Raw genomic sequence first — 25,878 nt, 5'->3', positions numbered from 1 at the left:
AATAACTAGTAAAGTGACAATTTCAATGTAAATTTTTGAAATTTCGGGTAGATTTTCATGTATTGTCTGTTATAATCGTACTAGATTGATAGGAAGCGATGATAAAATAACTCTATGTGGGCACTTGGTTATTTTTGAGCTAGTAGTGCAACCGGCCATATTAATCCATTGCTTTCCACGTGGCCGGAAACAACTACATAATAAAGGAGTGTCCACAATGAAAAAGTTTTTGAAAAAGAAAATGAAGTCCGAAAAAGGTTTTACGCTTGTTGAGCTGCTTGCAGTTATTGTGATTTTAGGAATCTTAGCTGCCATCGCTATTCCTGTCATTTCAGGTTTAATTGGTGATAGTAGAGAAGATGCGCATAATGCTACAGCCCAGCAAATGATTGAAGCAGCACGATTAGCTTCTGTGAAAGATGGAGGGGACGACACAGCTTCCTATACATTAGATGCTTTGATTAAAGAAGGATATCTAAGTGCTCCGCAAAATCCAGAAGATGGTAAATCCTATGACAAAGCAACAAGTAAAGTTACACTAGAAAATGGTCAATATAAAGCAGAAGTTTACGAGTTTGGAAAAGATGATGAACCTGTAGGTACAGCAGGCGCTGAAGCTAACGAAAAAGCTGATACTCACTCATAACATGCATGATTAACAGAAATCTCTCCTCGTGAGAGATTTCTGTCTTTACATATGGAAGGGGAAACTGAATGTCAATATTTTTGATGAGTTATTTTATTATATTTGGTTTAGTACTTGGTTCCTTCTACAATGTAGTCGGCATGCGCGTACCAGAAAAAAAGATGTTCCAATCCGAACGCTCTTATTGCCCTAATTGTAAGCAGCAGATTAAAGCGTACGATCTAATACCTGTAATCTCCTACATACTCCTTGGCGGAAAATGCCGCAGCTGCAAACAAAAAATTTCCCCACTCTATCCCTTCACGGAACTAGCAACAGGCTTATTATTCGGCTATAGCTATTATGTAATCGGACTGGAATGGGAGCTGATTACTGCATTTGTTTTGGTATCTATGGCTGCGATTCTGTTCGTTACGGATATGAAATTTATGCTGATTCCAAATAAGATATTGCTGTTCTTTCTTCCTCTATTCATTATTCTCCGCGTCTTCACCCCATTAGATCCTTGGTGGGATTCTATCATTGGAGCTGTTGTGGCTTTTGTGCTGCTTTTCCTTGTCATTTTATTCAGTCGAGGCGGAATGGGCGGCGGGGATTTGAAACTGTTTGTCGTACTGGGAGTCGTGCTTGGCTGGAAGGGTGTTTTACTTACATTCTTTTTATCCTCTGTAATTGGAGCTGTAATTAGTTTGGTACTCCTTTCAACGAAGGTGCTGAAAAGGAAGCAGGCAATTCCCTTTGGTCCGTATATTTTGCTGGGTGCACTAATTACTTACTTCCATGGGGAAGCAATGATTAGCTGGTACATTAATTCATTCTTTTAAATGAGGGTCGTTCATGTTTAAAAAGCAAAGCAAACAAGTGTACATCATCATTCAAGAAAACGTTTTGCGTTATGCTGCAGGAGAGCCTGCAGGATTTCGCAATGGCAATACATATGGCAGTTTGGAATTGCCGGCTGGAACCATCCGAAACGGAAAATTGGAATCTGCAGAACAATTCGTAAAGGTTGTCCGAAAAGTAGTGGAAGAAAACAACTGGCGCGGACGCGATCTTATATGTACAATGCCTGACCAAGCGGTAACGCTGCGGCAGCATCAAGTGCCGAAGCAATTGAAACGGGAGGAAATCAAACCGTTTCTGTATACCGAATTACAGCATACAATTCAGCTGCCTTTTGAGGATCCGGTTTTGGATTTTGAATTGCTGTCGGAAGGGGAAGAGGAACATACCATTCTGTTAGTCGCTTATCCGGGCAAGCGTGTTGATACGTTTCAGCAAGCATTTAAAGAAGCGGGGCTTCAGCCCATAGCAGCAGATTTAGCATCCTTATCTCTTTACCGTCTATACGCAAAACAGTACGAGGAAACGGCAGCTGATCATTTGCTTTTATTGCAATGGAATCACAGTGGTCTTATTTTAACAGCCTTTCATCAAGACATGCCTTTGTTTATCCGACAGTCACAATCCAGTTTCGGTAATTTGCAAGACCATATGGAACAAGACTTGTTTTATACAGAAGAAACAGACCGGGCATACGCTTATTTACAAGAACAGCTCACCGAGATCGAGCGATTTATGGATTTCTACCGTTATTCCGTAATGAACGGGGAATCTGGTATAACAAAGCTGCTTATTTCCGGAGATTATGAGCAGCTGAGTGAAGTAACGGATGAACTTAGACAGCGCCTGCAAATCGAAACCGTAACATTCGAGCGGAAGGTTATGGAGGAATTGCCTCTTGCCTATGCTGATGTGCTTGGTTTGTCGATGAAAGGGGAGAAATAGATGCTGGATATTAACTTACTCCGAAATCAATCACAAGAGCATCGTTCCCCGGTTCTTTTTCTTAGTATTTTAGGAGCTGTTGTTCTTGTTTGTGCTGCAATATTTGCGTGGCAGCTGCTTGCCGCGAAAGGACAGCTGCAAGACTTGGAGGCCCAGCAAGCCGCGAATCAGGCAGAGCTGGATGCTCGGACAACCTCCGCGTCTGGCAGTGCAAGTATGGCAATGCCTTATCCTGTTGAATTAATGGACAGATTACACGGGTTAATACCGAAAGGGTCCGAATTGATAACATACGCAGGACACGGTTTAGAGCCGATAACGGTAACACTTCTAGTGGAAAATGAGGAAGCTGCTGCCGATTATATCCAAGCGGCTCGAGAAACTGGATTTGTCTCTCGTTCTTCCTTACAGTCTATAACACCGCAAGGAGCAAATAGTTTTCAAGCAGTATTTATCTTTACTATCGATCAAGCTGCTTGGACAAGCGAGGTGACCGCAGAATGATAAACTGGTCAGATGCATCACAGCGACGGAAAGTTATGGTTTTTTCGTTCTTGCTGGTTATTTTGCTGACGGTAATGTGTTTTGTTTTATATGTGATACCGATAAAGAATGACACTGCCTCAGTGGAAACTGCTGTAGCGAACCAGGAACGTGTTCTGGGAACGTCGGTGGCTCCGAAAGAACAAAGTCAAATGCCGGATGCACCGCTTGAAGATGAATTGCTGAGAAAATTAACGGAATTAGCAAAAGCTAATGATACGACGATTACATCGATTTCCAATGATACAACTACCGAATCGGATGGGTCCTTTGTCTATCAGCTCAGCATAACTTCTTCTGATTACAATGCATTGCACCAATTCCTAACAGAAGTCGATGCTATGCAGCGTAAGGCAGAAATAGAACAAATTGACGTGACAAATGCTTCGGAAAACAGCTATATTGCAACGATATCTTTACGGGTATTTTATAATCCTGCTTCTTAATTCGTAGAAAAGGGTGTTTGATAGGTTCTTCCTGTCGAACACTCTTTTTTTGTCTCGACAGCATTTCTCTTACTTCTAGTTTTAGCTGTGCTAGAGTTAGTCCAAATCATTCATAAAAGAGGTGCAGAATGGAAGAGAAAAAAGGATTTTCCGTCAAAATGGGCGGCAAAAAGCAGAGAAACCAACAGCAGCAGGCAAAAGAAGAGATGGTCGGCGAGGGAAGCTACACACTTTATGACGAAGAAGCGGCAGCAACAGTCGAAAAAGATGTGCCTGTATTGGATCAGCTGAATAAGAAGCCGTCAGATAAAAGTAGGCTGGCGATGTCGCCAATTGCCAAGAAAATGACAGCAGCTGCGCTTGGTGCAGCGTTAATTGGAGTGGTGCTGGGGTTCTTGCTGTTACGTTATACGGCAGGTATCGAATCCGAGACAAATGGCGTTGCAGCGCCAGTAGCGACACAAGAAGCTTCTGCTAATGCAGGTGCATTTGGAGACTTGACTGCATATGTCGTGCAAGGCGGTGTCTATAATCAAGAAGACATTGGACAAGAAGTAGCCCAACGCTACGTGGAAGCTGGAGTTCCTGCTGTTCTATGGGAAAAGAACGGACAATTCTTCTTATTAACAGGCATGGGCGGATCAAAAGAAGAGGCGGATGCTGCAGCAGCACAACTGCAAGCACAAGGTTATGAAAGCTACGTGAAAACGTGGGATCCAGGAGTAGAAGCCACAAGCAATGGCTGGCAGGACGAGCTTGCTGTATTGTTGGCAGCAGGTGACAATCAAGAACCAGCTCTATGGAAAGCATGGCAGGAGAAAGTACCAGCTGAAGCAGCAGAAGTGAAAGCAACATCAACCGAAGCAATCAGCGCAATGGAACAAGGGACGTTCACGGCTAGTATGATGCTGCCAGTATGGCATGAAGCAGCAAAACTATCAACGGAAGCTATCTCCAATTAAGCCAAACAGATTATTCGGAAGTTTATTTTCTTGAGCAGAATTAGTCATTATGTGCGTCTTAACAGTCATAGATTTCTTAAATATGAATTTGAAACAATAGCCGCCTTCCGTTACGATGCTCTTAACCTGTCAGCCACACAGGATTCCGAGTCTAAAGGAAGGCGGTATTTTGTTGCAAACAGAAATGAAGATAAAGTCGGTGCCAAAAGAGGATCGGCCGCGAGAGAGGTTGCTGGAGCTGGGGCCGGCTCATTTATCCAATGCGGAACTATTCGCAATTCTGCTTGGGAGCGGGACGAAGGATGAGCCTGTCACATTGCTTGCCCAGCGTTTGTTAATGCATTTTGAAGGGTTACAGCTGCTGCGTGATGCGACAATTGAAGAGTTGACCGCCATTAAGGGGATTGGCACAGCTAAAGGCGTACTTATCATTGCAGCAATTGAACTTGGACAGCGGCTGCATCGTTACAAGCCGGCCGACAGATACACAATCCGCAGCCCAAAGGATGGTGCGGATTATGTTATGGAGGAAATGCGTAATCTTCAGCAGGAACATTTTGTCGTCTTATTTTTAAATACGAAAAATCATATCGTTCATCGGCAGACAATCTTCATCGGAAGCCTTAACGCATCTATCGTACATCCTCGTGAAGTGTTCCGCGAAGCTGTCCGGCGGTCTGCGGCTTCTATCATTTGTGCTCACAATCATCCGTCAGGAGATCCTTCCCCATCACAAGAAGATATCCACGTTACCAAACGTCTGCAGGAGTGCGGCAAGATGATTGGTATAGAGCTTCTGGACCATCTTGTAATCGGTGATCGGAAGTTTATTTCACTGAAGGAAAAAGGATATCTGTAATTACTATCTATTTTTTTAGTTTTCTCGTATAATTATAACTAGCTTTGAAGATAAGCGCCTAGCATGGTAGTTCTTACTAGCTGGCGCTTCTTCTGATGGTATATTTTCTTACCTGATAAAACAATGTCTGGCTGATGGAAATCTGCTATGATAAAGTACGACAAAATGAGACAAGATATGAAGAAGTTTGCACGGCTGTTTGCAGCTATGCTGAAACAGGAACGGACTCGGAAAAGGAGAATTAATTGTGGCGAAATTCAGTTTATCACAAGACTTAGGAATTGACCTAGGTACAGCAAATACATTAGTTTTTGTAAAAGGGAAAGGCGTCGTTGTCCGTGAACCATCTGTAGTGGCAACCAACGTAGAAACAGGTCAGGTAGAAGCAGTCGGAAGCGACGCTCGTAATATGATTGGCAGAACTCCTGGAAATATCCGTGTGATCCGTCCAATGAAGGATGGCGTCATTGCGGATTACGATACAACAGCAACGATGATGAAATATTATATTAAGCAAGCGCAGCGCAATCGTTCTTCTTTTGCGAAAAAACCAAACGTCATGGTGTGCGTTCCATCTGGTATTACGATGGTAGAAGAACGTGCAGTTATTGATGCAACGAAACAAGCTGGAGCAAAAGATGCATTCCCAATTGCTGAGCCATTTGCAGCTGCAATTGGTGCCGGACTTCCTGTTTGGGAACCAACTGGCAGCATGATTGTCGATATCGGCGGTGGTACGACAGAAGTTGCAATTATTAGTTTGGGCGGTATTGTAACGAGCCAGTCGATCCGTACTGCTGGTGACGACATGGACGAAGCAATCACGCAATATATTCGGAAGACGTACAACCTTATGATTGGGGAGCGTTCCGCAGAACAGCTGAAGATGGATCTTGGTCATGCTGGTGTACCGGAAGCAGACGAAGAAACAGAGATTCGCGGTCGCGACCTTCTCACAGGATTGCCGAAAACAATTAGTGTTAATGCGAAAGAAATTTCTGGAGCGTTGGCGGATACGGTTAGTGCGATTGTGGATGCTGTAAAGCTAACATTGGAAAAAACGCCGCCTGAATTGGCAGCGGATATAATGGACCGCGGTATTGTGCTTTCTGGTGGCGGCGCTATGCTGCGCAACTTGGACAGTGTTATTAGTGAAGAAACGAAAATGCCTGTTTTTGTAGCAGAAAACCCGCTGGACAGTGTCGCTATTGGTACGGGAAAATCGCTTGAATTTATCGAACATTTCCGTGCGCATCCGCATGTATTTTCCAAAGCTACCAAAAAATGAGTTGGGTGAATTATGAATTTCTTTAAGAAAAAACGGATGTTCCTTTTTCTGATTGCCATCATCATCCTAGTAGGTTTGATCGGTTTCTCAACCAGAGATCGGAGCAGCCAGACATTACCAGAACAAATCGTAAGTGATACAGTTGGATTTGTGCAGAATATCTTTTCTGTTCCTGCACAGTTTACTACCACAGTGGTCACAAACATAAAAGACTTGAAGAACACGTATGAAGAAAACCAAGTACTTAAGGCGAAAGTGGATGACTATAAAGGATTGCTTTCCCGCTATCAAGAACTGGAGCAGCAGTATGATGAGTTACAGCAAACCAATGATGCCTTCAATGAACACACATCAATGGATTATAACCCAATTCCAGCTGATGTGATTGTCCGCAGTCCAGAAGGCTGGTTTGATCAGCTGACCATTGATAAAGGGTCGGACGATGGTGTGGAGACAAATATGGCCGTTATGACTGCAAGCGGCTTAGTTGGCAAGGTAGAAGATGTGAGTCGCGGTACAGCTTCTGTTCAATTGCTGAGCGGATTTAATGAAACCAACCGTATTTCCGCAGTAATCGACGGTGGAGAAGATGAGGACGGCAAGCAGCAGGATCCTATCTTTGGTTTGATTGAAGGATTTGACGAAAAAGAGGGCATGCTTCTATTTACTGGTGTTAAACCTGACCTTGAAGTAAAGAAAGGGTCTTTGGTTACCTCATCGGGACTTGGGGGCGTATTTCCGAATGAACTTACTATCGGTGAAGTTGATTCCGTAGACTTGGATGAGTACGGCTTATCTCAAACAATTCACGTCAAACCTACTGCTGATTTGTATGATATTGATAAAGTTTTAGTCATCGACGCAGCCTCTGAAGATGCTTCTTCAGCTACCGGAGATGAGGGACTTTAATGAAAAAGCTCTATTTGCCGTTAATACTACTTTTAATTGTTAGTTTAGAAGGCGTAGCTACCGCCATGCTGCCTAAGCAGTTTATTGGCGGTGACACGTGGCTGATTCCGCACTGGACGCTTTTATTCCTGGTGCTGATTGCGATGCTTTATGATTTGGATAACTCGTATTACAGTTTGCTTTATGCGCTTATTTTCGGACTGCTGAAAGATATCGTTTATACAGATATTTTAGGCGTGTATATGTTCACATATGGTTTCAGTATTTATTTAATTCTGGAATTACGCAGAGTGCTGCATGGTAATATTTTTGTGGCTGCACTGCTTGGTCTTTTGTCAATTGTATTTGCGGATGTGATTGGTTATTTGATTTATCATGTGATCGGAATTGCACCGATGGACTTTGTTACGTATTTGCTGCATAGGCTTTTGCCAACGCTCGGTGCCAACCTTATCATGCTAGTAATCTTGTATCTGATTTTCCAAAAGCCTCTGCAGAAATGGTCCGATTCGCAGCTTAGAAGAACGACTAGCTTATAAATAAGAAAATCAGACGACGAACGGAGGTGACCATCTTGATTGGAAACAAACAGATCATCACAATTAAAGGTACCCGGGAAGGGCTGTCTTTGCACATGGATGATGCCTGCTCTTTTGAAGAATTATTGAAGGAATTAGAAGCAAAACTTGCTGCTAATCGAATTGATTCGGCTGACCAGATTGTTGGTGTACATATTCAATTAGGCAACCGTTATTTAGAAAAGGAGCAAGAGGAGCTCCTTCGTCGAATGATTACGAGCAAGCAGCGTCTGCGGATTGAGTCTGTTCACTCTGATGTTATTACGAAGCAAGCTGCAATAGAGTGGAAGGAAGAAGCGGAAGTAAAGGCAGTCAGCCGTGTTGTCCGTTCTGGCCAAGTGCTGGAAGTGAAAGGTGATTTACTGCTGCTTGGGGATGTGAATCCTGGCGGCTGTGTTACTGCAACCGGTAATATTTTTGTTATGGGTAATTTACTCGGGATAGCGCATGCGGGGAAAGACGGTAACGCCGATGCTGTTATTGCTGCCTCGTATATGAATCCGACGCAGCTTCGAATCGCGGAGTATATCAGCCGCGCGCCCGATCATGAGACAGATGGTGTTTATATGGAATGCGGGCACATCGATGACGAACAGCAAAAAATCATCATCGACCGTTTGCAGGCAGTAGTCCGCAAACGTCCGGGCATCAGCAGTTTCGAGAGGAGAATGTTAAATGGGTGAAGCAATCGTTATTACGTCCGGTAAAGGGGGAGTAGGTAAGACGACTACTTCTGCCAACCTGGGAACAGCGCTTGCTCTAATGGAGAAGAAGGTCTGTTTAATTGATACAGATATTGGTCTTCGTAATCTAGATGTTGTGATGGGGTTAGAAAACCGTATCATTTATGACATTATTGATGTTATTATCGGCAGATGCGCTCTGAAACAGGCATTGATTAAAGATAAGCGCTTTGATCATTTGTACTTACTGCCTGCTGCCCAGACAAGTGACAAATCTGATTTGACAACAGAAGGTATGGAAAAGATTGTCGCTGAACTGAAGCCGGAATTTGACTATATTATTATTGATTGTCCTGCCGGTATCGAACAGGGCTATAAAAATGCTGTGGCAGGAGCAGATAAAGCGATTGTTGTCACCACACCGGAAAAACCGAGTGTACGTGATGCTGATCGTATTATTGGCTTGCTTGAGCAGGAAGATATTGAACCGCCTAAATTGATCGTTAACCGAATTCGTAATCACATGGTAGAAGATGGAGACATGCTGGAAGTAGATGAAATCGTCCAAGTGCTATCAATCGACTTGCTTGGTATCGTTGCGGATGATGAGCAAGTTATCAAAGCTTCCAACCACGGAGAGCCAGTCGCTTTCCAGCCGAATACGAAGGCGAGTATTGCTTATCGTAATATTGCCCGCCGTATACTGGGAGAGTCCGTGCCGCTTATGAGTTTTGAAGATGAAAAAGGCATGTTCAGCCGATTGAAAAAACTTTTTTCCAAAAGCAAATGAACTTATGATAAACTCGTAGCTCTAGAGAGAGTTACGAGTTTTTTTATGTCCAAAATCAGCAAGGGGAATGTTCAGCATGACATGGGAGATTTTTAGCATAATTGGCACGGCAGCATTTGCTATTAGCGGTGCACTTGTGGCGATGGAAGCAAAATATGATGTTTTTGGCGTTTTTATTTTAGGATTTGTAACGGCATTCGGCGGCGGAGCTATTCGAAACCTTCTGATAGGCTTGCCGGTTTCTTACTTATGGTCGCAAACGAGTTTATTCTACATAGCTTTCCTATCGATAACCATCATTCTTATTTTTCCGAAATGGATTAGTCATCCATGGAAAAAGGCCGGTTTGTATGCCGATGCAATTGGCTTAGCAGCATTCGCTATCCAAGGGGCGCTGCACGCTGCCAGTTTAGATCATAGTCTTCTGGCGATAATGGTGGCTGCCTTCTTGACAGGAAGCGGCGGCGGAATTCTGCGCGACTTGCTGGCCGGACGAAAACCATATGTGTTTAAGGCAGAGATTTATGGCAGCTGGGCTGCATTGGCGGGCCTCATTATCGGACTCGGAGCGGCTAATCATCCTGTCTTGTTATATGCCCTGTTTGCTGGCATTATCTTCTTACGTATTTATTCATTCCACCGCAAATGGCAGCTGCCAGTTCCAAAGATGCATTATCAGTAAAAGATCAGCAATTCTGCTGGTCTTTTTTGTTATAATAAGGAAAAAGGAGGAAGGACACGTGCAAAAGGAGCACCCTTTATAACAACGGATACGCGGTCCTCCTGCTCTGCCTGTATACAAATACTTATACAAAAGAGGAGGAGAAACAATGGAATTAGTTGATCAGCTTCTACAAGACGCACAAAAATCTTTTTCTGGTTGGGATTTTTCTTTTATAGAAGATACTGGGCGAATTCAATCTGAACTTTTACCATGGTCTTATGGTAGTAAAGCGAGAAAATTACTATTGGAAGCAACTAGCCTGTTGGATATGGGAACTGGCGGAGGAGAGTTTTTGTCCAAGCTGCTGCCACTGCCGCATTACACAGCAGCAACAGAAGCTTATCGGCCGAACGTGCCAATCGCTAAGGAAAGGCTGGACCCGCTCGGGGTGGAAGTCTTTCAGATTGAAAACGATGATGAACTGCCATTTGCTGCTGAAACATTTGATCTTGTTTTAAACAAACATGAGTCTTATTCTGTGGCCGAGGTACAGCGTATTTTAAGACCAGAGGGACTTTTTCTCACCCAGCAGGTAGGCGGAACAGATTGCAAAGCACTGAATGAAATGCTTGGTGCTCCTGTGAACGCAGCTTATCAAGATTGGAAGCTTCAAACAGCAGCAGAAGAGCTGGCGAGTCAGCTCTTCTTGCTCGAGCAAAAAGAAGCGTTTCCTTCCATGCGGTTTTACGACATAGGAGCGGTAGTCTTCTATTTGAAAGCAATACCTTGGCAAATTCCTTCCTTTACAATGGAAGGTTACCGAGATTGTTTAATGGAACTGCATCAATTTATCGAGAAGAAAGGCTTTTTAGATGTAAAGCAGCATCGCTTTCTGCTTGCTGCGACGTGTAAGTAACACAAAGTCTCCCTAACAGGAGGCTTTTTTCGCTTCTTTTAATAACTCGTCCCTATTGGTCATAGACTTGTACAAAGACCTAGAGGGAGGGTTCGTTATGGGAAAGAATTTACATTCAGTGCGAAAAGGCATTGCAGATCGTAAACGGCTTAAAGGAGAGCAGATACAAAAAGGAATAGCGGAGACCGTTACGCCTTTTACAATTGAAGAGGAGGAGTCTCACGGGTTTGGTCCCACTCCAAAATATGAACCGCCGCGTACGGAACATACATCCAAGTTTGCTGCGCGTTTTATGTTTCGGTTGATTGTATCCGCGAGTTTGTTTTTCGGAACAGCACTTTATTTGCAGGCTGATCATCCAATTGTAGAAAAAACGAAAGCAACCGTGTTAACGGCGTTAACGGAGGAGTTTCCTTTTGCAACAGTGAATAGCTGGTATCAAGATAGATTTGGAGACCCGGTAGCATTAAAGCCTGGGGGAGAGGGAGCAGAAGCAATAGAGGTGCAAGCAATGCCTGTAAATGGAACGGTTGTGCAGCCGTTTGATGAATCAAAAGAAGGTATTCTCATTGAATCGGAACAACAATCAGACGTAGTGGCTGTTGATGAAGGAATCGTTATATTTGCTGGAAACGACAGAGATACAGGAAAAACAATCATCCTTCAGCATGCCGATAAAAGCAAAAGTATTTACGGCCATTTGCAAGCTATTGAAGTAAATCAATACCAGCGGATTGATTCAAATGAAAAAATCGGAGAATTTGTGCCAAATGAAGAGAATGCCCAATCCATCTACTTCGCTCTTCAGCAAGGAAACAAGTTTCTAAACCCGATTCAAGAGGCACCAGTTGACGCACCATAACTGGCTGCCGCCAATTCATTTGCATCCTATCTTTTGGGCATTCTTGCTGGCGGCCATACTGACAGGAATGTTGATGGAAGTTATGGTTTTGTTCGGAATTGTTCTTCTTCATGAAATGGCTCATTTTCTTGCTGCGCGTCATTTTCGCTGGCGTATTCGCCGGGTTATGCTTTGGGTGTTTGGCGGTGTGATGGAAACAGAAGAGCATGGAAACAGACGCATCCGGGAAGAAGTAATTGTTGTACTGGCAGGACCTGCTGTTCATATCGTCCTGTATGCGGTGCTGTTTCTGCTAAATGAAACAACTGCTGTTCCTGAAGGTGTATTGGAGACAGCTTCTATGTATAATACGACGATTCTTTTATTCAACTTATTGCCAATTTGGCCGTTAGACGGCGGAAAGCTAGTAGGACTCATCCTCTCGATGCAGCTTCCTTACCGCAAAGCGCACGCCGTTCTAATTGGCTTTAGCTGTTTTGTTGGAGCGGTTATTCTTCTTTATGTGTGTATTGCATTGCCTTTCACCTTAAGTACAGTCAGTCTTCTCTGTTTTCTATTGTGGGAAAATCGGCTAGAATGGAAACGACGCTATTATGTGTTTCTGCGCTTCTTGCTGCAGCGTACAACGTGTGGACCAACAGGCGTCCTATGCACACCCATCTTCGCAAGCCTTGATACAACGCTTCTGGATATCCTTTCTCAATATAGGAGGAACAGGCGGCATATAATTGTTGTCAAAGGGAAGAATGCAATACTGGATGAACAGCAATGCAGTGATATGTATTTTAAAAACAAGCAGGCACATTGCACAGTAGCGGATATATTGCAAAAAAGACAGTGAGGAAATTCATGCTATCATTATATTTGTTTTTTAAAGGTACCGAAAAAGTAGCGCTTGCAACAGAGCGTGGGCAAGTGATGGAAGTATTTCTTGACCGGCCTGGTGAAACATCAAAAGTGGGCAGCATCTACAAAGGAATTGTTCGCTATGTAGATAAAGGTTTGCAAGCCGCCTTTGTTGATTTTGGAGATGAGCGGCAAGGCTTTTTGCAGCGCCAGGAGATCCCTGCATGTAAACAGAACGCATCGCTGCGGATTGAACAGGCCATACAGGAAGGACAAACGCTTTTTGTACAAGTGCAAAAAGATGCACATGGAACAAAGGGAGCAAAGCTTTCCGCCATTATTACGCTGGCCGGACAAACCCTAGTTTATCTGCCGAATGGACAGTATGTAGCAGTGTCCAAGAAATTGCCGTCGGAAAGAGCTGAGAAGTGGAAAACGCATTTTACGGAATTGCTGGAGCCGGAAGAAGGTGTCATTGTGCGGACAGAAGCTGATCAGCAATCAGAAGCTGCACTATCGGAAGAATTACAGCGGCTTCGGAACAGGTGGAAGGAACTTGCTGTCAATGCTAGCACGCCGCCGACACCAGTCTTCCGTGATGCACTTATACCGGATCAGCTGCTCCGGCGAATGCCGCCAGGTGCGATTGAGGAGATTATTGTGGATGATGGTTTTGCCGCCCGCCAGCTGCGACAGCAGTTCCCCTCATTCCAAGAGAAAATCAGATGGGAAAAAGGAGCAGAGATGCTGCTGCCACTGCCTTTAGCGGTACTATGGGAGCAGCTGATTTCACCAGTTGTGCAAATTGATAGAGGTATTACGTTACATATCGAACAAACAGAGGCATTGACGGTAATCGATGTCAATAGTGCGGGTTACAAAGGACATTCCGATAAACAGCAAACTGCAGCCATGGTCAATCAGCTTGCGGCAAAAGCAATTGCCCGGGAAATGAGACTAAGAAACCTTTCCGGTATCATACTAATTGATTTTGTTTCAATGAACCGCACCGAACAGCAGCGTGCTGTTCTGCAGACTTTCCGTCAGGCGCTTCATCAAGATAGTCAGCGGACAGAAATATACGGCTTTACCAAACTTGGTATATTAGAATTATCCCGAAAACGAGAACGGCCCTCCATACCAAATCAATTGCAGAAAGCCGTAACACCAGAACTTTCACTAGAATCGAGATGCTTCCAGCTGGAGCGAGACCTTCTGAACGCCTCGTCGGATTGCAGTTATGTGCTATCCGGCAAAAAATCAGAGATTAGGCGTTTTCTAGAGCTGACGAAAAAACCTGCTGTTTCTGCAGCTGTTTATGTTCGTTATTATGACAATCCGGTATTTAAACTAGAGAAGATAGATGAAGCGACTGTTAAAAGAGATGCGTTAGAGAGTCTTGACAATCTTTTTTGATGTGTGATAACATCAGTATGTTACACGAAGTAGCACCCGTGCTACAACCGCGCAGATCAGGTGGGTATACCATAAGCCGCGAGGCGCCTGTGATGGCGAGTCTGAGTGAATAGAGGAGGTGCGTTATGTACGCAATTATTGAAACTGGTGGTAAACAAGTTAAAGTAACAGAAGGACAAACTATCTTCGTTGAGAAATTGGAAGCGGAGAACGGTGCGGAAGTTACTTTCGACAAAGTATTGGTAGTTGGAGGCGACGATGTTAAAATCGGTGCTCCATTCGTAGACGGTGCGACAGTTACTGCAACTGTTGAGAAACAAGGCCGCGCGAAGAAGATCAACGTGATCAAATTCAAAGCGAAGAAAAACTACAAACGCAAACAAGGCCATCGTCAGCCATATACTAAATTGACAATCGGCAAAATTAACGCGTAAGGCAGACCATGATTACTGTTACAATCAACCGTGATGACGAAGATATTCATAGCTTTGAGCTTAGCGGACATGCAGAGAGCGGCCCTTATGGCTACGATCTTGTGTGCGCAGCTGTTTCGGCAGTAAGCTTCGGAGCGGTGAACGGTCTTTTCGTTCTCGGTGAGTTTGAACCAGAGGTAGAGCAGGGTGGTGACGGTGGGTATCTTCGTGTGGTACTTCCCGATCACTTGTCCGAGGAGCAGCTTGATAAAGCGTCGCTTCTGCTGGAAGGTATGCTCGTATCGCTCCAAACAATTGAACAGGACTATGGGAAGCATATAAGAATTATCGAACAATAAGGAGGTGCACCACTATGCTACGTCTAGATTTGCAGTTTTTCGCATCCAAAAAGGGTGTTGGTAGTTCTAAAAACGGACGTGACTCCGAATCCAAACGCCTAGGCGCGAAACGTGCTGACGGTCAGTTTGTTACTGGCGGGTCTATCCTTTACCGTCAACGCGGTACAAAAATCTACCCAGGTACAAACGTTGGACGCGGAGGCGACGACACATTGTTCTCTAAAATCGACGGTGTTGTCAAATTCGAACGCTATGGCCGTAACCGTAAAAAGGTCAGCGTATATCCTGTAGCTCAAGAAGCTTAATGTTTGCAGAGAGACTCTAGCCTTCGGGTTAGGGTCTTTTTTTCTAACCCACATCTAATTGCACCACATAATGCTAGAATGGAAAAGAAGCTGCCCTCTCGACTGCTTTTCCGTAAAGGAGGAATATAGTTGGAATATCATGAAGTTATGACGCTGTTAGGCTATACTCGGCATGAATGGATGAATCGGCTTCAACTCCTACATAGCTATTCCAAATTAGGTAAGGATGAAAAGGTACAAGAGAAAATCGAGGAAGCGATTCGCTTAGCTGATGAAGAGCGAAAGTTATCCAATTTGAATATACCAGAGACTTCGGTGTGGATTCTGGCCTTCAATTGGACGTACAGTCAGTTTCGGATAAAATTCCAAGTGGATGAGCAAATACCAAGTATTTGGGAATACGATCGAAACATCCGCGGAAACTTAGAAGCAGTAATGGATGAGCTGATTGATAGTACCCAGGAGATGGAGCTTTACGAAGGTGTGCTGCATGTGAAAACGAAGCAGGACAAGCCAATCATCGAGCTGGCATTTGATGGAAAGTTTGCTGGCTGGGGCAATTTGCAGATGGTTGGACAGAAGGATTGTGTGCAAGAAGTGAAGATTGAATCATTACCAGAGGAAAAATCTCGCTGTACAATTGTACTTGCGTGTAATTAATGAGGTGAAACGATGTTTGTAGATCAGGTCAAGGTATATGTAAAAGCAGGCGATGGCGGTAATGGCTTAGTTGCTTATCGTAGAGAGAAGTATGTTCCGTTAGGTGGACCGGCAGGCGGAGATGGAGGAAATGGCGGGGATGTCATTTTTAAAGTTGATGAAGGTCTTAACACATTGATGGACTTCCGTTATCAGCGCCATTTTAAAGCGCAGCGCGGAGATAATGGTATGAGTAAAGGACAGCACGGCAAAAATTCAGAACCGCTAATTCTGCCAGTACCGCCGGGAACACTTGTACGTGATGAAGAAACGGGAGAAGTAATTGCGGATTTGACGAAACATGAACAAGAAGCTGTAATTGCAAAAGGCGGACGCGGCGGACGCGGTAACTCTCGTTTTGCAACACCGCGCAACCCGGCGCCGGATTTTGCGGAAAATGGCGAGCCTGGAGTAGAGCGCAATTTGCAAATCGAGTTGAAGCTAATTGCTGATGTTGGTTTGGTCGGTTTCCCAAGTGTAGGAAAATCAACATTCCTGTCAGTTGTTAGTGCAGCGAAGCCGAAGATAGCTGATTATCATTTTACGACGTTAGCGCCTAACCTTGGCGTCGTCGAAACAAAAGATCAGCGCAGCTTTGTTCTGGCAGATTTGCCAGGGTTAATTGAAGGCGCACATGAAGGAATCGGACTTGGTCACCAATTTTTGCGTCATGTAGAGCGGACACGCGTTATCGTGCACGTGATTGATATGGCTGCAACAGAAGGCCGAGATCCTTATGATGACTATGTGACAATTAATGAAGAATTAAAAGAATACAATGTAGATCTGCCGTCTCGTCCGCAAATTATCATTGCGAATAAGATGGACATACCAGAGGCAGAAGAGAATTTGGTTGTCTTCAAAGAGAAAATCCCAGAAGGAATCGATATTTTCCCAATTTCGGCTATTACACGCGATGGCTTGCAGGATGTACTGTACGCTATTGCTGACAAGCTGGATCAAATTCCGAAAATCGAGAAACCGGTTGAGGATCAGACGGAGCGCGTTGTGTACCGTTTCGAGGAATCCGAGAAACAGTTCGAAATCACACGTGATCCGGATGGTGCGTATGTGCTATATGGTGAGCCGATTGAGAAGCTATTCAAGATGACAGACTTTAACCGTGACGAAGCTGCGAGACGCTTTGCAAGACAAATGCGCGGTATGGGTGTCGATGAGGCGTTGCGCAAACGCGGCGCGAAAGATGGCGATATTATTCGTCTATTGGAGCATGAATTTGAATTTGTTGACTGATTCTGTTTGAATCAAGGTGGGGAGAGCATATGGCTGAAAAGGAAGAACAATTTTATCTTGTGCGAAGTGATGTGCTGCCAGAGTCAATGAAAAAAACACTGCAGGCGAAAGAATTGTTGGAGCGCAATAAAGTGGCTTCGGTTTTTGATGCCGTACAGCAGGTGGACCTTTCCCGAAGTGTCTTCTACAAATATCGGGATGCGGTATTTCCATTCCGCGCAATGGTTAAGCAGCGAATGATCACATTGTTCTTTCATCTGGAGGATCGTACTGGTACGCTGTCTGAGCTATTGGCAATTGTTGCTGGATCAGGCGGTAATATCCTGACAATACATCAAACGATACCTTTGCAAGGAAGAGCCAATGTGACGATCTCTTTAAATACAGCAGGCATGCATACGGACATCCAGTCTTTACTGGATGACCTTCGTGCCTTAGCGTATGTGGATAAAGTAGAGGTATTGAGTTCGGAAGCTTAGGCAAGGGAGCAGATACGTATGAAGATTAGTTATCTAGGACCAAAAGGAACATTTACAAAAATGGCGGTGGATGTGCTATTTCCTGGTCAGGAAGCGTATAGCTATGCGACAATTCCGCAGTGTATGGATGCTGTTGTGAATGGGGAAATGGATTATTGTGTCGTTCCAGTCGAAAATACGATTGAAGGCACGGTGCCAATAACAATGGATTATTTAATTCATCAAGCGAAGCTGCCTATTGTGGGGGAAGTTGTCATTCCAATTAGACAGCATTTGTTAGCGAAAGGCACACTGGAGCTTTCAGAAATAAAAGATGTCTATTCTCATAGTCATGCAATTGCACAATGTCACCATTACTTACATACCGAGCTTCCGCATGCTGTCACACATGCCGCTTCTTCTACTGGAACGGCAGCAAAGATGGTAGCGGATATGGAGGATGGATATGCTGCAGCAATTGGGAATGAACTTGCAGCGAAAGAGTTTGGATTAACAATATTACAAAAAGATATTCATGATTATGCGAATAATCATACGCGTTTTTTTGTTCTGGCTAGCGATGCAGCAAGCAATCCTGCGCAACATGATACTGACGCAAAAAGAAAAACATCTTTATATGTAACCCTTCCATCAGATTATGCCGGCGCGCTGCATCAAGTATTAGCAGCTTTTGCTTGGCGTAAAATTAACATGTCGAAGATAGAATCCAGGCCGATGAAGACTGGTCTCGGAAACTATTTCTTTATTATGGATGTTTCCTGTGAAGCGGAAGATATCCTTTTTCAAGGGGTCCAGCAGGAGCTTGAAGCGCTGGGCTGCAGTCTTACTGTACTTGGCAGTTATCCAATTCATCAATATGAGAAAAAAGCCGGCGCGTGTTCATAACGTGCCGGCTTTTTTCAACCTTTTCGAACTTGCTGCATAAGATGGTGAAGTAATGCGTCAGTTCATGAAAGGGGAGTTTCAGACTTGAAGATTCATATCGTACAAAAAGATGACACCATGTGGAGTATCGCTAGAAAATATGGGGTCAGCTTCGATGCTTTGCGGGAAATTAACGGTCATATCCGTGAACCAGAGCTCGCCATACCGGGCATGAAGCTTAAAATACCTTCCACAGCCAAAGCGGTTTCAAAAGAACCTGTACATCGTTCGGAGACATCTGCAGAGAACAGTAATACGGGGCAGCAAGTACCAGCTCCGACATTCCACAATTCACCAGCAATACAGGAAGACGACGTGTCCGCTGCCCCGTATCCATTTGTACCGCATATGCCGCAAATTACTGCGCCAGATCAAGGAACAAATGTATATCCAACACCGCAGCAGCAGAATTATGTTGACGTACCGCCACAGCAGCCTGTGAATATGACACAAGACCAGCATATGCAAGGCTATCCATTTTATCAGCAAGAGAATGGTCCATGGCCGATGCAAGGCCAGCAGCACATGCAACAAGATTGGAACGTCTTGCAGCCGGGTCAGCAAGGTTTGTATGGTAACTGGAACACACCAGAGCAAGGCCAGCCAGGTCAGCAGCCGCTGCACGGAGATTGGAACATGCAAGGAATGCAGCCGGGACAGCAGCCGCTGCAAGGAGACTGGAACATGCAAGGCCAGCCAGGTCAGCAGCCGCTGCACGGAGATTGGAACATGCAAGGAATGCAGCCGGGACAGCAGCCGCTGCAAGGAGACTGGAATATGCAAGGCCAGCCAGGTCAGCAGCCGCTGCAAGGAGACTGGAATATGCAAGGAATGCAGCCGGGACAGCAGCCGCTGCAAGGAGACTGGAATATGCAAGGTCATCCAGGTCAGCAGCCGCTGCAAGGGGATTGGAACATGCAAGGTAATCCGGGACAGCAGCCGATGTATGGAGACTGGAACATGCAAGGTAATCCGGGACAACAGCCGATACAAGGAGACTGGAATATGCAAGGAGTGCAGCCGGGCCAGCAGCCAATGCAAGGAAATTGGAACATGCAAGGCCAACAGCCAGTTCCGCCTCAGCATATGGCGCTGCCGTACCCGAATGCGCCTATTCGTTCCTGTTGCGGACCGGCAATTCCTTTTCCTGCAGGACCTCAATTTGCGCAGCCAGATTATCAAAACCCCTATGGCGTGGAGCCAGCGCGCAATGATTTCTATGAACCATCTCCGGCGCAAGATTTACCGGGCGATGAGCAAGAAGATAAATAATATCAAAAAAGCCCCTTCCATTTTGAAGGGGCTTTGAATTTATAATATACCATGTTCCTCGAAAATGCGGTGCATATCCTGACGGTACTTATCTTCCAAAGCGGATACTTCTGCTTTTGACAGTCCGGCATGCTGAATATGATTCCTAAGTATCAGGGTCGCTTTTTCTTCTGAGAAAATGCTCGCCATGTTCGCCTCGCTCTTCGCTTCCACGTAGTGAAGGTACTTTTGCTGCGCAGTGTTTCTCAAATCTATCCCCGCCTTCATGATTATCTGTCTTTTTCTATACCACATATAATCGTAAGTTAAACCAAAAAAGTGTGGGTCTTTGTGAATTTTTTTTGAAAAAAAGCGGATAGTAACCTGCTTTTAGGTGAAAATAGAGAAAAAGAAACGGAATAGGGGTGGAAGATAATGAGACGTTTACTTGCCATTTGCGGTCTTTTCTTAATTATTTTTCCGAGTTTGACAGCTGAGGCTGCGGATCCGGTTGAAGTAGAGGTCGTTTTAAAGCGGCATTATATTGACGGCAACGAGACCGTCGTCACCCATCTGGAGAAGATTTATGCCATGGAGGATTTCTGGTCGACCTACCATGATTGGCAGTTAGTTACTCAGAAAGAGGGACAAGTTGTCTTAAAACAGGATGTGATGGATATTTCTCCTTCGCTTAAAAAAGATGGCTATTTTGGAATATACAAAGGTAAGTTAACCATTTTTGAGGGACGTCCAATAGATCAGCAAGCTATCCAATCATTTTATCAAATCAATAAAGGAAAACTGGAAAGCCATCAGGCAAAACAACTGGAAGAAGGAATAAGAATTCAATCGAAAGAAGTTTATGAAGAAGTTCTAGAAGCCTTTCGATCCAAAAATGAGTTAAAAGCATTGCCAAGTTAGAAATAAATAACCTAAGTAAAATCCGAGCTATGAAAATTCTTTAAATAGAATTGGCATTAGTTCGGATTGTTTTATATGCATTGCATCTTGTAACTGCCGCCTGCTAAGCGTTCGATTGGTGCTTTGAATGATGCAAAAATGTCCTATCCAATTATGAAGTTATTCGGAAGCAGCATACAACAGTTATTGGTACCTGTCCGGTCCTGTTTTTCGCTTTAAGCCTTATACGAACATACGCTTGTGTGGTAAACTAGTAACAAGTTATTGTAGCAGGTAGGAGAGAAGCAGGATGATAGCGTATATAAAAGGTAATATCACAGGAATTACAGAGGAAGCAGTACTCGTGGAAGCCCACGGTGTCGGTTATGAAATTATCTGTCCGAACCCTTTCCAATTTCAAATGGAAGAAGGCAAGGAGGCGCTTGTTCATACATACCACTATGTACGCGAAGATGCGCAAACGTTGTTCGGATTTAAAAATACAGAAGATAAGTTTTTATTTCAAAAATTGCTTGGTGTATCAGGAATAGGGCCGAAAAACGCGTTGCAAATTCTTGCTGGCGTAAACGTGGAGGAATTTGTGGCAGCCATTGAGCGGGAAGACGATAAGTTCCTGACCAGTTTCCCTGGTGTAGGAAAGAAGACGGCCCGTCAAATGGTGCTCGATTTGAAAGGTAAGCTCGTCTATATGGTCTCACTCACTGCGATTGAAGCATCGGCAGGAACGGAGAGCAATACATCCCAGAAACGTGCTGCACTAGAAGATGCCGAAGACGCCATGCGCGCACTTGGTTATCAGGATCGCGAAATTAAAGCGGTCTTGCCGCAGCTTAAGAAAGAAGACAGCGATAGTGCCGATTATTTAATAAAGAAAGGTTTGGCTTTGTTAAGTCAAAAGAAATAAAGGAGTGCGAAGATGGAAGATCGCATGATTACGAACGAATTGAAGCAAGAAGACGAAGTAATCGAGTTGAGTTTGCGCCCGACTACACTCAAGCAATATATTGGGCAGCATAAGGCAAAAGAAAATTTAGCCATCTTTATTGAAGCTGCCAAGATGCGTGACGAACCGCTGGATCATGTGCTGCTGTATGGGCCGCCAGGTTTAGGTAAAACGACGATGGCATCCATCATTGCGAATGAAATGGGTGTGTCGTTTCGAACGACAAGCGGACCAGCCATTGAGAAGGCAGGAGACCTTGCCGCGATACTCAGCTCACTGGAAGCTGGTGATGTGCTGTTTATTGATGAGATTCACCGGCTGCCGCGTGCGGTTGAGGAAATTCTTTATCCGGCTATGGAAGACTTCTGCCTGGATATTGTCATTGGCACAGGGCCGAGTGCCCGCAGTGTCCGTCTTGATCTTCCGCCATTTACATTGGTTGGGGCAACAACACGTGCAGGCCTTTTATCAGCACCGTTACGAGATCGTTTCGGCGTGTTGAGCAGGCTGGAATTTTATCAAACAGAAGATTTAGCTAGTATTGTGGAGCGGACGGCGGTCATTTTTGATGTGGAAATTGAACCTTCTGCTGCGCTTGAAGTAGCATTACGATCAAGAGGAACACCTCGTATTGCAAATCGACTGCTGAAACGGGTGCGCGATATCTCCCAAGTAAAGGGTGAAGATTATATTACGAAGGAAACAACGCATATAGCTTTAAATAAGCTGCAAGTGGACGCCAAAGGACTTGATCATATTGATCACAAACTGCTGACAACGATTATTGATCATTTCCGCGGCGGGCCGGTCGGACTGGATACAATCAGCGCCACTATCGGAGAAGAATCACAGACGATTGAAGACGTTTATGAGCCGTATTTGCTGCAGATTGGCTTCATACAGCGTACACCGCGCGGGCGAATTGTCACGCCGCTTGCTTATGCCCACTTCGACCGCGAGGTGCCAAAGGCTTGACCGGCATTGGAAAAATCTTTATTCTTATAGGCGTTGTGTGTATTTTAATCGGCCTGGTTATGTCGTTTATCGGCAAACTGCCGGGAGATATCGTTTTTAAGAAAGGGAACACGACAGTTTACTTTCCGATTGTCACGTCGATTGTAATTAGTATTGTACTGTCGCTCATTTTGTTCCTATTCAACAAATTTCGCTGATACAGACTAGGAGTTAACAGGTATGGATATACAGGATTATGATTTTCATTTACCAGAAGAACTAATTGCCCAAACACCGCTTCAGGACCGCACGTCGTCAAGGCTGCTCGTGCTGAATAAGGGAGAGCAATCAATGGAGCACCGTCATTTCGCAGACATCGGTGACTATCTGCATCCTGGTGACTGTCTTGTCCTAAATGATACACGTGTGCTGCCGGCAAGGCTGTACGGTATCAAGTCGGGCACAGGAGCTAAGTGCGAGATACTGCTGCTGAAACAAGTGGAAGGCGACAGCTGGGAAGTGCTTGTCAAACCAGCTAAAAAAGTAAAAGTAGGCACAGAGCTTTCCTTTGGAGATGGCAAGCTGACTGCTGTGTGTAAGGAATTGTTGGAGCATGGCGGACGAATTGTAGAGTTTCACTATGAAGGTATTTTTTATGAAGTACTAGATCAGTTAGGTGAAATGCCGCTTCCGCCTTATATTAAAGAACAGCTTCCTGACCAAGAACGTTACCAAACGGTGTATGCAAAAGAGCAAGGTTCAGCTGCGGCACCGACAGCAGGCCTTCATTTCACAAAAGAATTGCTTGCCAGTCTGCAGGAGAAAGGCGTAGAGATTGCTTTTATAACGCTTCACGTTGGGTTGGGTACTTTCCGTCCCGTGAGTGTAGAGTCGATAGAGGAGCATGAAATGCATGCGGAATTTTACCAGATGTCGCAGGAAACAGCAGATCAGCTGACACGAGTCCGTGAAAACGGTGGTCGAATTATCTCTGTAGGTACAACATCTACACGCACGCTGGAAACAATTGCAAGAGATAATGATGGTAAATTTGCAGCGGCGAGCGGCTGGACAGACATATTTATCTATCCAGGTTTTACGTATCGTGCTATTGATGGTTTAATCACGAATTTTCATTTACCAAAATCAACGTTGATTATGCTTGTCAGTGCGTTCGCTGGCCGAGATTTTGTACTCGATGCTTACCGTACAGCTGTTGAAGAACGTTATCGTTTCTTCAGCTTTGGCGATGCAATGCTGCTCGTATAGAATGAGAATAGAAAGGGAATTACTATAATATGGCAATTCGTTATGAATTCATCAAACAAGATAAACAAACAGGCGCGAGGCTCGGTATTGTACATACGCCGCACGGCAGCTTTGAGACGCCTACATTTATGCCAGTAGGCACATTAGCAACAGTAAAAACGATGAGCCCGGAGGATTTAACCGAGCTTAACGCGAAGATTATTTTATCAAACACTTATCATCTATGGCTGCGTCCAGGTCATGAGATTATCCGCGAAGCTGGCGGATTACATAAGTTCATGAACTGGGATGGTGCGATTCTGACAGATTCGGGCGGTTTCCAAGTGTTCAGCTTGAGCGATTTGCGTGATATCCAAGAGGAAGGCGTTCACTTCCGCAATCACATCAGCGGAGAAAAGCTGTTTCTTTCTCCAGAGAAAGCAATGGATATTCAGAATGCACTTGGCAGTGACATTATGATGGCGTTTGATGAATGTCCGCCATACCCTGCGTCATATGATTATATGAAGGCTTCTGTGGAGCGGACAAGCCGCTGGGCAGAACGATGCCTGACTGCACATGCACGACCTGACGTACAAGGTTTATTTGGAATTGTACAAGGAGGCGAGTATGAAGATTTACGTAAGCAGAGTGCGCAGGATCTTGTTAGTCTTGATTTCCCGGGCTATGCTGTCGGAGGACTTTCAGTAGGAGAACCAAAAGACGTCATGAACCGAGTATTGGAGTATACAACGCCTTGGCTGCCGCAAGATAAACCGCGGTACTTAATGGGTGTCGGTTCGCCGGACTCGTTGATTGACGGAGCTATTCGCGGAATTGATATGTTTGATTGTGTGCTTCCGACTCGGATTGCCCGCAATGGAACATGCATGACGTCAAACGGCCGTTTGGTTGTCCGCAATGCGCAGTATGCACGAGATTTTGGACCAATTGATGAAAATTGTGATTGTAAGGTATGTAAAAACTATTCTCGTGCTTACATTCGCCATCTTATCAAATGTAACGAAACTTTCGGATTCCGTCTTACTACTTACCATAACTTGCATTTTCTGATAGAATTGATGAGGAAGGTCAGAGAGGCGATTAAAGAGGATCGACTTGGCGATTTTCGAGATGAATTCTTCGAGAGTTATGGTTTCAACAAGCCGAATGCGAAGAATTTCTAGAAAGGGGGAGCAGTAAATGAATGTACAAAGTATAATACTTATCGTATTAATGTTTGTTATTTTCTACTTCCTGTTGATTCGTCCGCAGCAGAAGCGTCAAAAACAGGTTAGAGAAATGCAGGCTAGCTTGAAAAAGGGAGACAGCATCGTTACTATTGGTGGTTTACATGGTAAGGTGCATGCGATAGACGAGGCTTCTGTAGTATTGACTACGGAAGATGGCAGCAAGCTTACGTTCGATCGTAACTCGATTCGTGACGTAAAGCCAGCAGAAGTATAAAAAGATAAAAGACAGGAGAGTTGCTCTCCTGTCTTTTTTTACGTTGCGCTCGTTTTAATATTAACGCCAATCATACCGCCGATCAGAGAAGCTAGCAGGAAGCCGCCATGTGTCAGCAGCTGTGCTCCGGAGAAGCCAACCTGATAACCAAGGTATTGATAGAGAAGAACGAAAACTGTAAAGCCCATTGCTGTCATACCGCCCAGCATCCATCCTTTGTCTTCTCCTTTTACTCCGGCAATAAATCCGCCAATAAAGAGGCTGAGAATACCTGCTCCCAAGGTTGTCCAGTCGAGCATTCCTTCCCCCATCTTTGTAAAACGAAGCAGTAACGCCAATGTAAAGCTAATAAACAATAGCAGCGAAAAAACAGTAATCCAACCATACAAGATTGCTTGTACATTTTTTTTCACAAAGATCCCTCCAGCATGTCTATATGACTACTGTATGCCTGTTCATACAGTT

The 25,878-nt window shown here is 44.5% G+C and carries 34 protein-coding genes, 1 riboswitch and 1 other annotated feature; of the genes, 32 read left to right on the top strand and 2 right to left on the bottom strand.

Annotated features, from left to right (window positions below; genetic code table 11):
- Window positions 1-83: 83 nt before the first annotated feature.
- Window positions 84-166: riboswitch (cyclic di-GMP riboswitch) on the top strand.
- Between the two features lie 51 nt (window positions 167-217).
- The 25 genes from KS242_RS18260 to KS242_RS10955 all read left to right on the top strand — a co-directional run bounded on the left by KS242_RS18260 (window position 218) and on the right by KS242_RS10955 (window position 19,901).
- On the top strand, window positions 218-646 hold the full coding sequence (locus KS242_RS18260; protein WP_305852591.1) for a type II secretion system protein: 429 nt from the start codon (window positions 218-220) through the stop codon (window positions 644-646).
- Window positions 647-714: 68 nt separating this feature from the next.
- Window positions 715-1,470: a prepilin peptidase gene (locus KS242_RS11070; RefSeq protein ID WP_217321391.1), complete on the top strand. Its 756-nt coding sequence runs from the start codon at window positions 715-717 to the stop codon at window positions 1,468-1,470.
- 13 nt (window positions 1,471-1,483) lie between these two features.
- Entirely contained in the window at window positions 1,484-2,434 is a 951-nt protein-coding gene (gene pilM / locus KS242_RS11065; RefSeq protein ID WP_217321390.1) for a type IV pilus biogenesis protein PilM, read from the top strand.
- A complete protein-coding gene (locus tag KS242_RS11060) occupies window positions 2,435-2,938 on the top strand; it encodes a hypothetical protein (RefSeq protein WP_217321389.1) in 504 nt (167 codons plus the stop codon).
- Window positions 2,935-3,423 (top strand): type 4a pilus biogenesis protein PilO, encoded by a 489-nt coding sequence (gene pilO / locus KS242_RS11055; protein WP_217321388.1) that lies wholly within the window; start codon window positions 2,935-2,937, stop codon window positions 3,421-3,423. Before KS242_RS11060 ends, pilO begins: the two co-directional genes overlap by 4 nt.
- Before the next feature lie 128 nt (window positions 3,424-3,551).
- Window positions 3,552-4,385: a hypothetical protein gene (locus KS242_RS11050; protein ID WP_217321387.1), complete on the top strand. Its 834-nt coding sequence runs from the start codon at window positions 3,552-3,554 to the stop codon at window positions 4,383-4,385.
- 184 nt (window positions 4,386-4,569) lie between these two features.
- Window positions 4,570-5,244, top strand: a complete 675-nt coding sequence (radC, locus tag KS242_RS11045) for a RadC family protein (RefSeq protein ID WP_217324132.1) — start codon at window positions 4,570-4,572, stop codon at window positions 5,242-5,244.
- A gap of 247 nt (window positions 5,245-5,491) precedes the next feature.
- A complete protein-coding gene (locus KS242_RS11040) occupies window positions 5,492-6,532 on the top strand; it encodes a rod shape-determining protein (protein ID WP_217321386.1) in 1,041 nt (346 codons plus the stop codon).
- 12 nt (window positions 6,533-6,544) lie between these two features.
- Window positions 6,545-7,441: a rod shape-determining protein MreC gene (mreC, locus tag KS242_RS11035; protein WP_217321385.1), complete on the top strand. Its 897-nt coding sequence runs from the start codon at window positions 6,545-6,547 to the stop codon at window positions 7,439-7,441.
- Window positions 7,441-7,980 carry a rod shape-determining protein MreD gene (gene mreD, locus KS242_RS11030; protein ID WP_217321384.1) on the top strand — a complete coding sequence of 180 codons (540 nt, stop codon included), beginning with the start codon at window positions 7,441-7,443 and terminating at the stop codon, window positions 7,978-7,980. The genes mreC and mreD overlap by 1 nt, the downstream gene beginning before the upstream one ends.
- Window positions 7,981-8,015: 35 nt before the next feature.
- Window positions 8,016-8,702 (top strand): septum site-determining protein MinC, encoded by a 687-nt coding sequence (gene minC, locus KS242_RS11025; protein ID WP_217321383.1) that lies wholly within the window; start codon window positions 8,016-8,018, stop codon window positions 8,700-8,702.
- Entirely contained in the window at window positions 8,695-9,492 is a 798-nt protein-coding gene (gene minD, locus KS242_RS11020) for a septum site-determining protein MinD (protein WP_217321382.1), read from the top strand. The genes minC and minD overlap by 8 nt, the downstream gene beginning before the upstream one ends.
- A gap of 76 nt (window positions 9,493-9,568) precedes the next feature.
- On the top strand, window positions 9,569-10,174 hold the full coding sequence (locus tag KS242_RS11015) for a trimeric intracellular cation channel family protein (RefSeq protein WP_217321381.1): 606 nt from the start codon (window positions 9,569-9,571) through the stop codon (window positions 10,172-10,174).
- Between the two features lie 148 nt (window positions 10,175-10,322).
- Window positions 10,323-11,072 carry a class I SAM-dependent methyltransferase gene (locus KS242_RS11010; RefSeq protein WP_217321380.1) on the top strand — a complete coding sequence of 250 codons (750 nt, stop codon included), beginning with the start codon at window positions 10,323-10,325 and terminating at the stop codon, window positions 11,070-11,072.
- 97 nt (window positions 11,073-11,169) lie between these two features.
- Window positions 11,170-11,934, top strand: coding sequence for a M23 family metallopeptidase (locus KS242_RS11005; protein WP_217321379.1), 765 nt, complete (start codon window positions 11,170-11,172; stop codon window positions 11,932-11,934).
- The gene (locus KS242_RS11000; protein WP_217321378.1) at window positions 11,921-12,775 is read left to right on the top strand and encodes a M50 family metallopeptidase; all 855 of its coding nucleotides are present in this window, start codon (window positions 11,921-11,923) and stop codon (window positions 12,773-12,775) included. The genes KS242_RS11005 and KS242_RS11000 overlap by 14 nt, the downstream gene beginning before the upstream one ends.
- Window positions 12,776-12,783: 8 nt before the next feature.
- Window positions 12,784-14,196: a ribonuclease E/G gene (locus KS242_RS10995; protein WP_217321377.1), complete on the top strand. Its 1,413-nt coding sequence runs from the start codon at window positions 12,784-12,786 to the stop codon at window positions 14,194-14,196.
- A 35-nt stretch (window positions 14,197-14,231) separates the two neighbouring features.
- Window positions 14,232-14,309 (top strand) — a sequence feature (ribosomal protein L21 leader region).
- A gap of 12 nt (window positions 14,310-14,321) precedes the next feature.
- On the top strand, window positions 14,322-14,630 hold the full coding sequence (gene rplU, locus KS242_RS10990; RefSeq protein ID WP_097041653.1) for a 50S ribosomal protein L21: 309 nt from the start codon (window positions 14,322-14,324) through the stop codon (window positions 14,628-14,630).
- An 8-nt stretch (window positions 14,631-14,638) separates the two neighbouring features.
- Complete coding sequence (locus KS242_RS10985) at window positions 14,639-14,968, top strand: ribosomal-processing cysteine protease Prp (RefSeq protein WP_217321376.1); 330 nt, start codon at window positions 14,639-14,641, stop codon at window positions 14,966-14,968.
- Window positions 14,969-14,982: 14 nt separating this feature from the next.
- Window positions 14,983-15,273 carry a 50S ribosomal protein L27 gene (rpmA, locus tag KS242_RS10980; protein ID WP_077308417.1) on the top strand — a complete coding sequence of 97 codons (291 nt, stop codon included), beginning with the start codon at window positions 14,983-14,985 and terminating at the stop codon, window positions 15,271-15,273.
- A 129-nt stretch (window positions 15,274-15,402) separates the two neighbouring features.
- Window positions 15,403-15,933 carry a Spo0B domain-containing protein gene (locus tag KS242_RS10975; RefSeq protein ID WP_217321375.1) on the top strand — a complete coding sequence of 177 codons (531 nt, stop codon included), beginning with the start codon at window positions 15,403-15,405 and terminating at the stop codon, window positions 15,931-15,933.
- A 12-nt stretch (window positions 15,934-15,945) separates the two neighbouring features.
- A complete protein-coding gene (obgE, locus tag KS242_RS10970) occupies window positions 15,946-17,226 on the top strand; it encodes a GTPase ObgE (RefSeq protein ID WP_217321374.1) in 1,281 nt (426 codons plus the stop codon).
- A gap of 29 nt (window positions 17,227-17,255) precedes the next feature.
- Window positions 17,256-17,705 (top strand): ACT domain-containing protein, encoded by a 450-nt coding sequence (locus KS242_RS10965; protein ID WP_077308423.1) that lies wholly within the window; start codon window positions 17,256-17,258, stop codon window positions 17,703-17,705.
- A gap of 18 nt (window positions 17,706-17,723) precedes the next feature.
- Window positions 17,724-18,590: a prephenate dehydratase gene (gene pheA, locus KS242_RS10960; protein WP_217321373.1), complete on the top strand. Its 867-nt coding sequence runs from the start codon at window positions 17,724-17,726 to the stop codon at window positions 18,588-18,590.
- Between the two features lie 84 nt (window positions 18,591-18,674).
- The gene (locus KS242_RS10955; protein WP_217321372.1) at window positions 18,675-19,901 is read left to right on the top strand and encodes a LysM peptidoglycan-binding domain-containing protein; all 1,227 of its coding nucleotides are present in this window, start codon (window positions 18,675-18,677) and stop codon (window positions 19,899-19,901) included.
- Between the two features lie 39 nt (window positions 19,902-19,940).
- Here the strand turns inward: KS242_RS10955 and KS242_RS10950 are convergent, their stop codons facing one another.
- Window positions 19,941-20,150 (bottom strand): hypothetical protein, encoded by a 210-nt coding sequence (locus tag KS242_RS10950; protein ID WP_143588877.1) that lies wholly within the window; start codon window positions 20,148-20,150, stop codon window positions 19,941-19,943.
- Window positions 20,151-20,315: 165 nt separating this feature from the next.
- On the opposite strand from KS242_RS10950, the gene KS242_RS10945 reads away from it, so the two are divergent.
- The 7 genes from KS242_RS10945 to yajC all read left to right on the top strand — a co-directional run bounded on the left by KS242_RS10945 (window position 20,316) and on the right by yajC (window position 25,413).
- The gene (locus KS242_RS10945) at window positions 20,316-20,801 is read left to right on the top strand and encodes a BofC C-terminal domain-containing protein (protein ID WP_217321371.1); all 486 of its coding nucleotides are present in this window, start codon (window positions 20,316-20,318) and stop codon (window positions 20,799-20,801) included.
- Window positions 20,802-21,090: 289 nt separating this feature from the next.
- Window positions 21,091-21,705, top strand: coding sequence for a Holliday junction branch migration protein RuvA (gene ruvA, locus KS242_RS10940; protein WP_217321370.1), 615 nt, complete (start codon window positions 21,091-21,093; stop codon window positions 21,703-21,705).
- 12 nt (window positions 21,706-21,717) lie between these two features.
- Window positions 21,718-22,719 (top strand): Holliday junction branch migration DNA helicase RuvB, encoded by a 1,002-nt coding sequence (gene ruvB, locus KS242_RS10935; RefSeq protein WP_217321369.1) that lies wholly within the window; start codon window positions 21,718-21,720, stop codon window positions 22,717-22,719.
- Complete coding sequence (locus KS242_RS10930) at window positions 22,716-22,916, top strand: DUF2905 domain-containing protein (protein ID WP_077308438.1); 201 nt, start codon at window positions 22,716-22,718, stop codon at window positions 22,914-22,916. The genes ruvB and KS242_RS10930 overlap by 4 nt, the downstream gene beginning before the upstream one ends.
- A 22-nt stretch (window positions 22,917-22,938) precedes the next feature.
- A complete protein-coding gene (queA, locus tag KS242_RS10925; protein WP_217321368.1) occupies window positions 22,939-23,967 on the top strand; it encodes a tRNA preQ1(34) S-adenosylmethionine ribosyltransferase-isomerase QueA in 1,029 nt (342 codons plus the stop codon).
- Window positions 23,968-23,996: 29 nt separating this feature from the next.
- Window positions 23,997-25,133: a tRNA guanosine(34) transglycosylase Tgt gene (gene tgt, locus KS242_RS10920; RefSeq protein WP_077308442.1), complete on the top strand. Its 1,137-nt coding sequence runs from the start codon at window positions 23,997-23,999 to the stop codon at window positions 25,131-25,133.
- 16 nt (window positions 25,134-25,149) lie between these two features.
- A complete protein-coding gene (yajC, locus tag KS242_RS10915) occupies window positions 25,150-25,413 on the top strand; it encodes a preprotein translocase subunit YajC (RefSeq protein ID WP_097041630.1) in 264 nt (87 codons plus the stop codon).
- A 38-nt stretch (window positions 25,414-25,451) separates the two neighbouring features.
- On the opposite strand, the gene KS242_RS10910 is transcribed toward yajC, so the two are convergent.
- Window positions 25,452-25,826 (bottom strand): TIGR04086 family membrane protein, encoded by a 375-nt coding sequence (locus tag KS242_RS10910; protein WP_217321367.1) that lies wholly within the window; start codon window positions 25,824-25,826, stop codon window positions 25,452-25,454.
- Between the last annotated feature and the right edge of the window lie 52 nt (window positions 25,827-25,878).

It is taken from the genome of Terribacillus sp. DMT04, from assembly GCF_019056395.1.
Classification (GTDB): domain Bacteria; phylum Bacillota; class Bacilli; order Bacillales; family Amphibacillaceae; genus Terribacillus; species Terribacillus aidingensis_A.
Note: the sequence above shows the minus strand (reverse complement) of the source record. Positions and strands in the feature narration are given on the sequence as shown.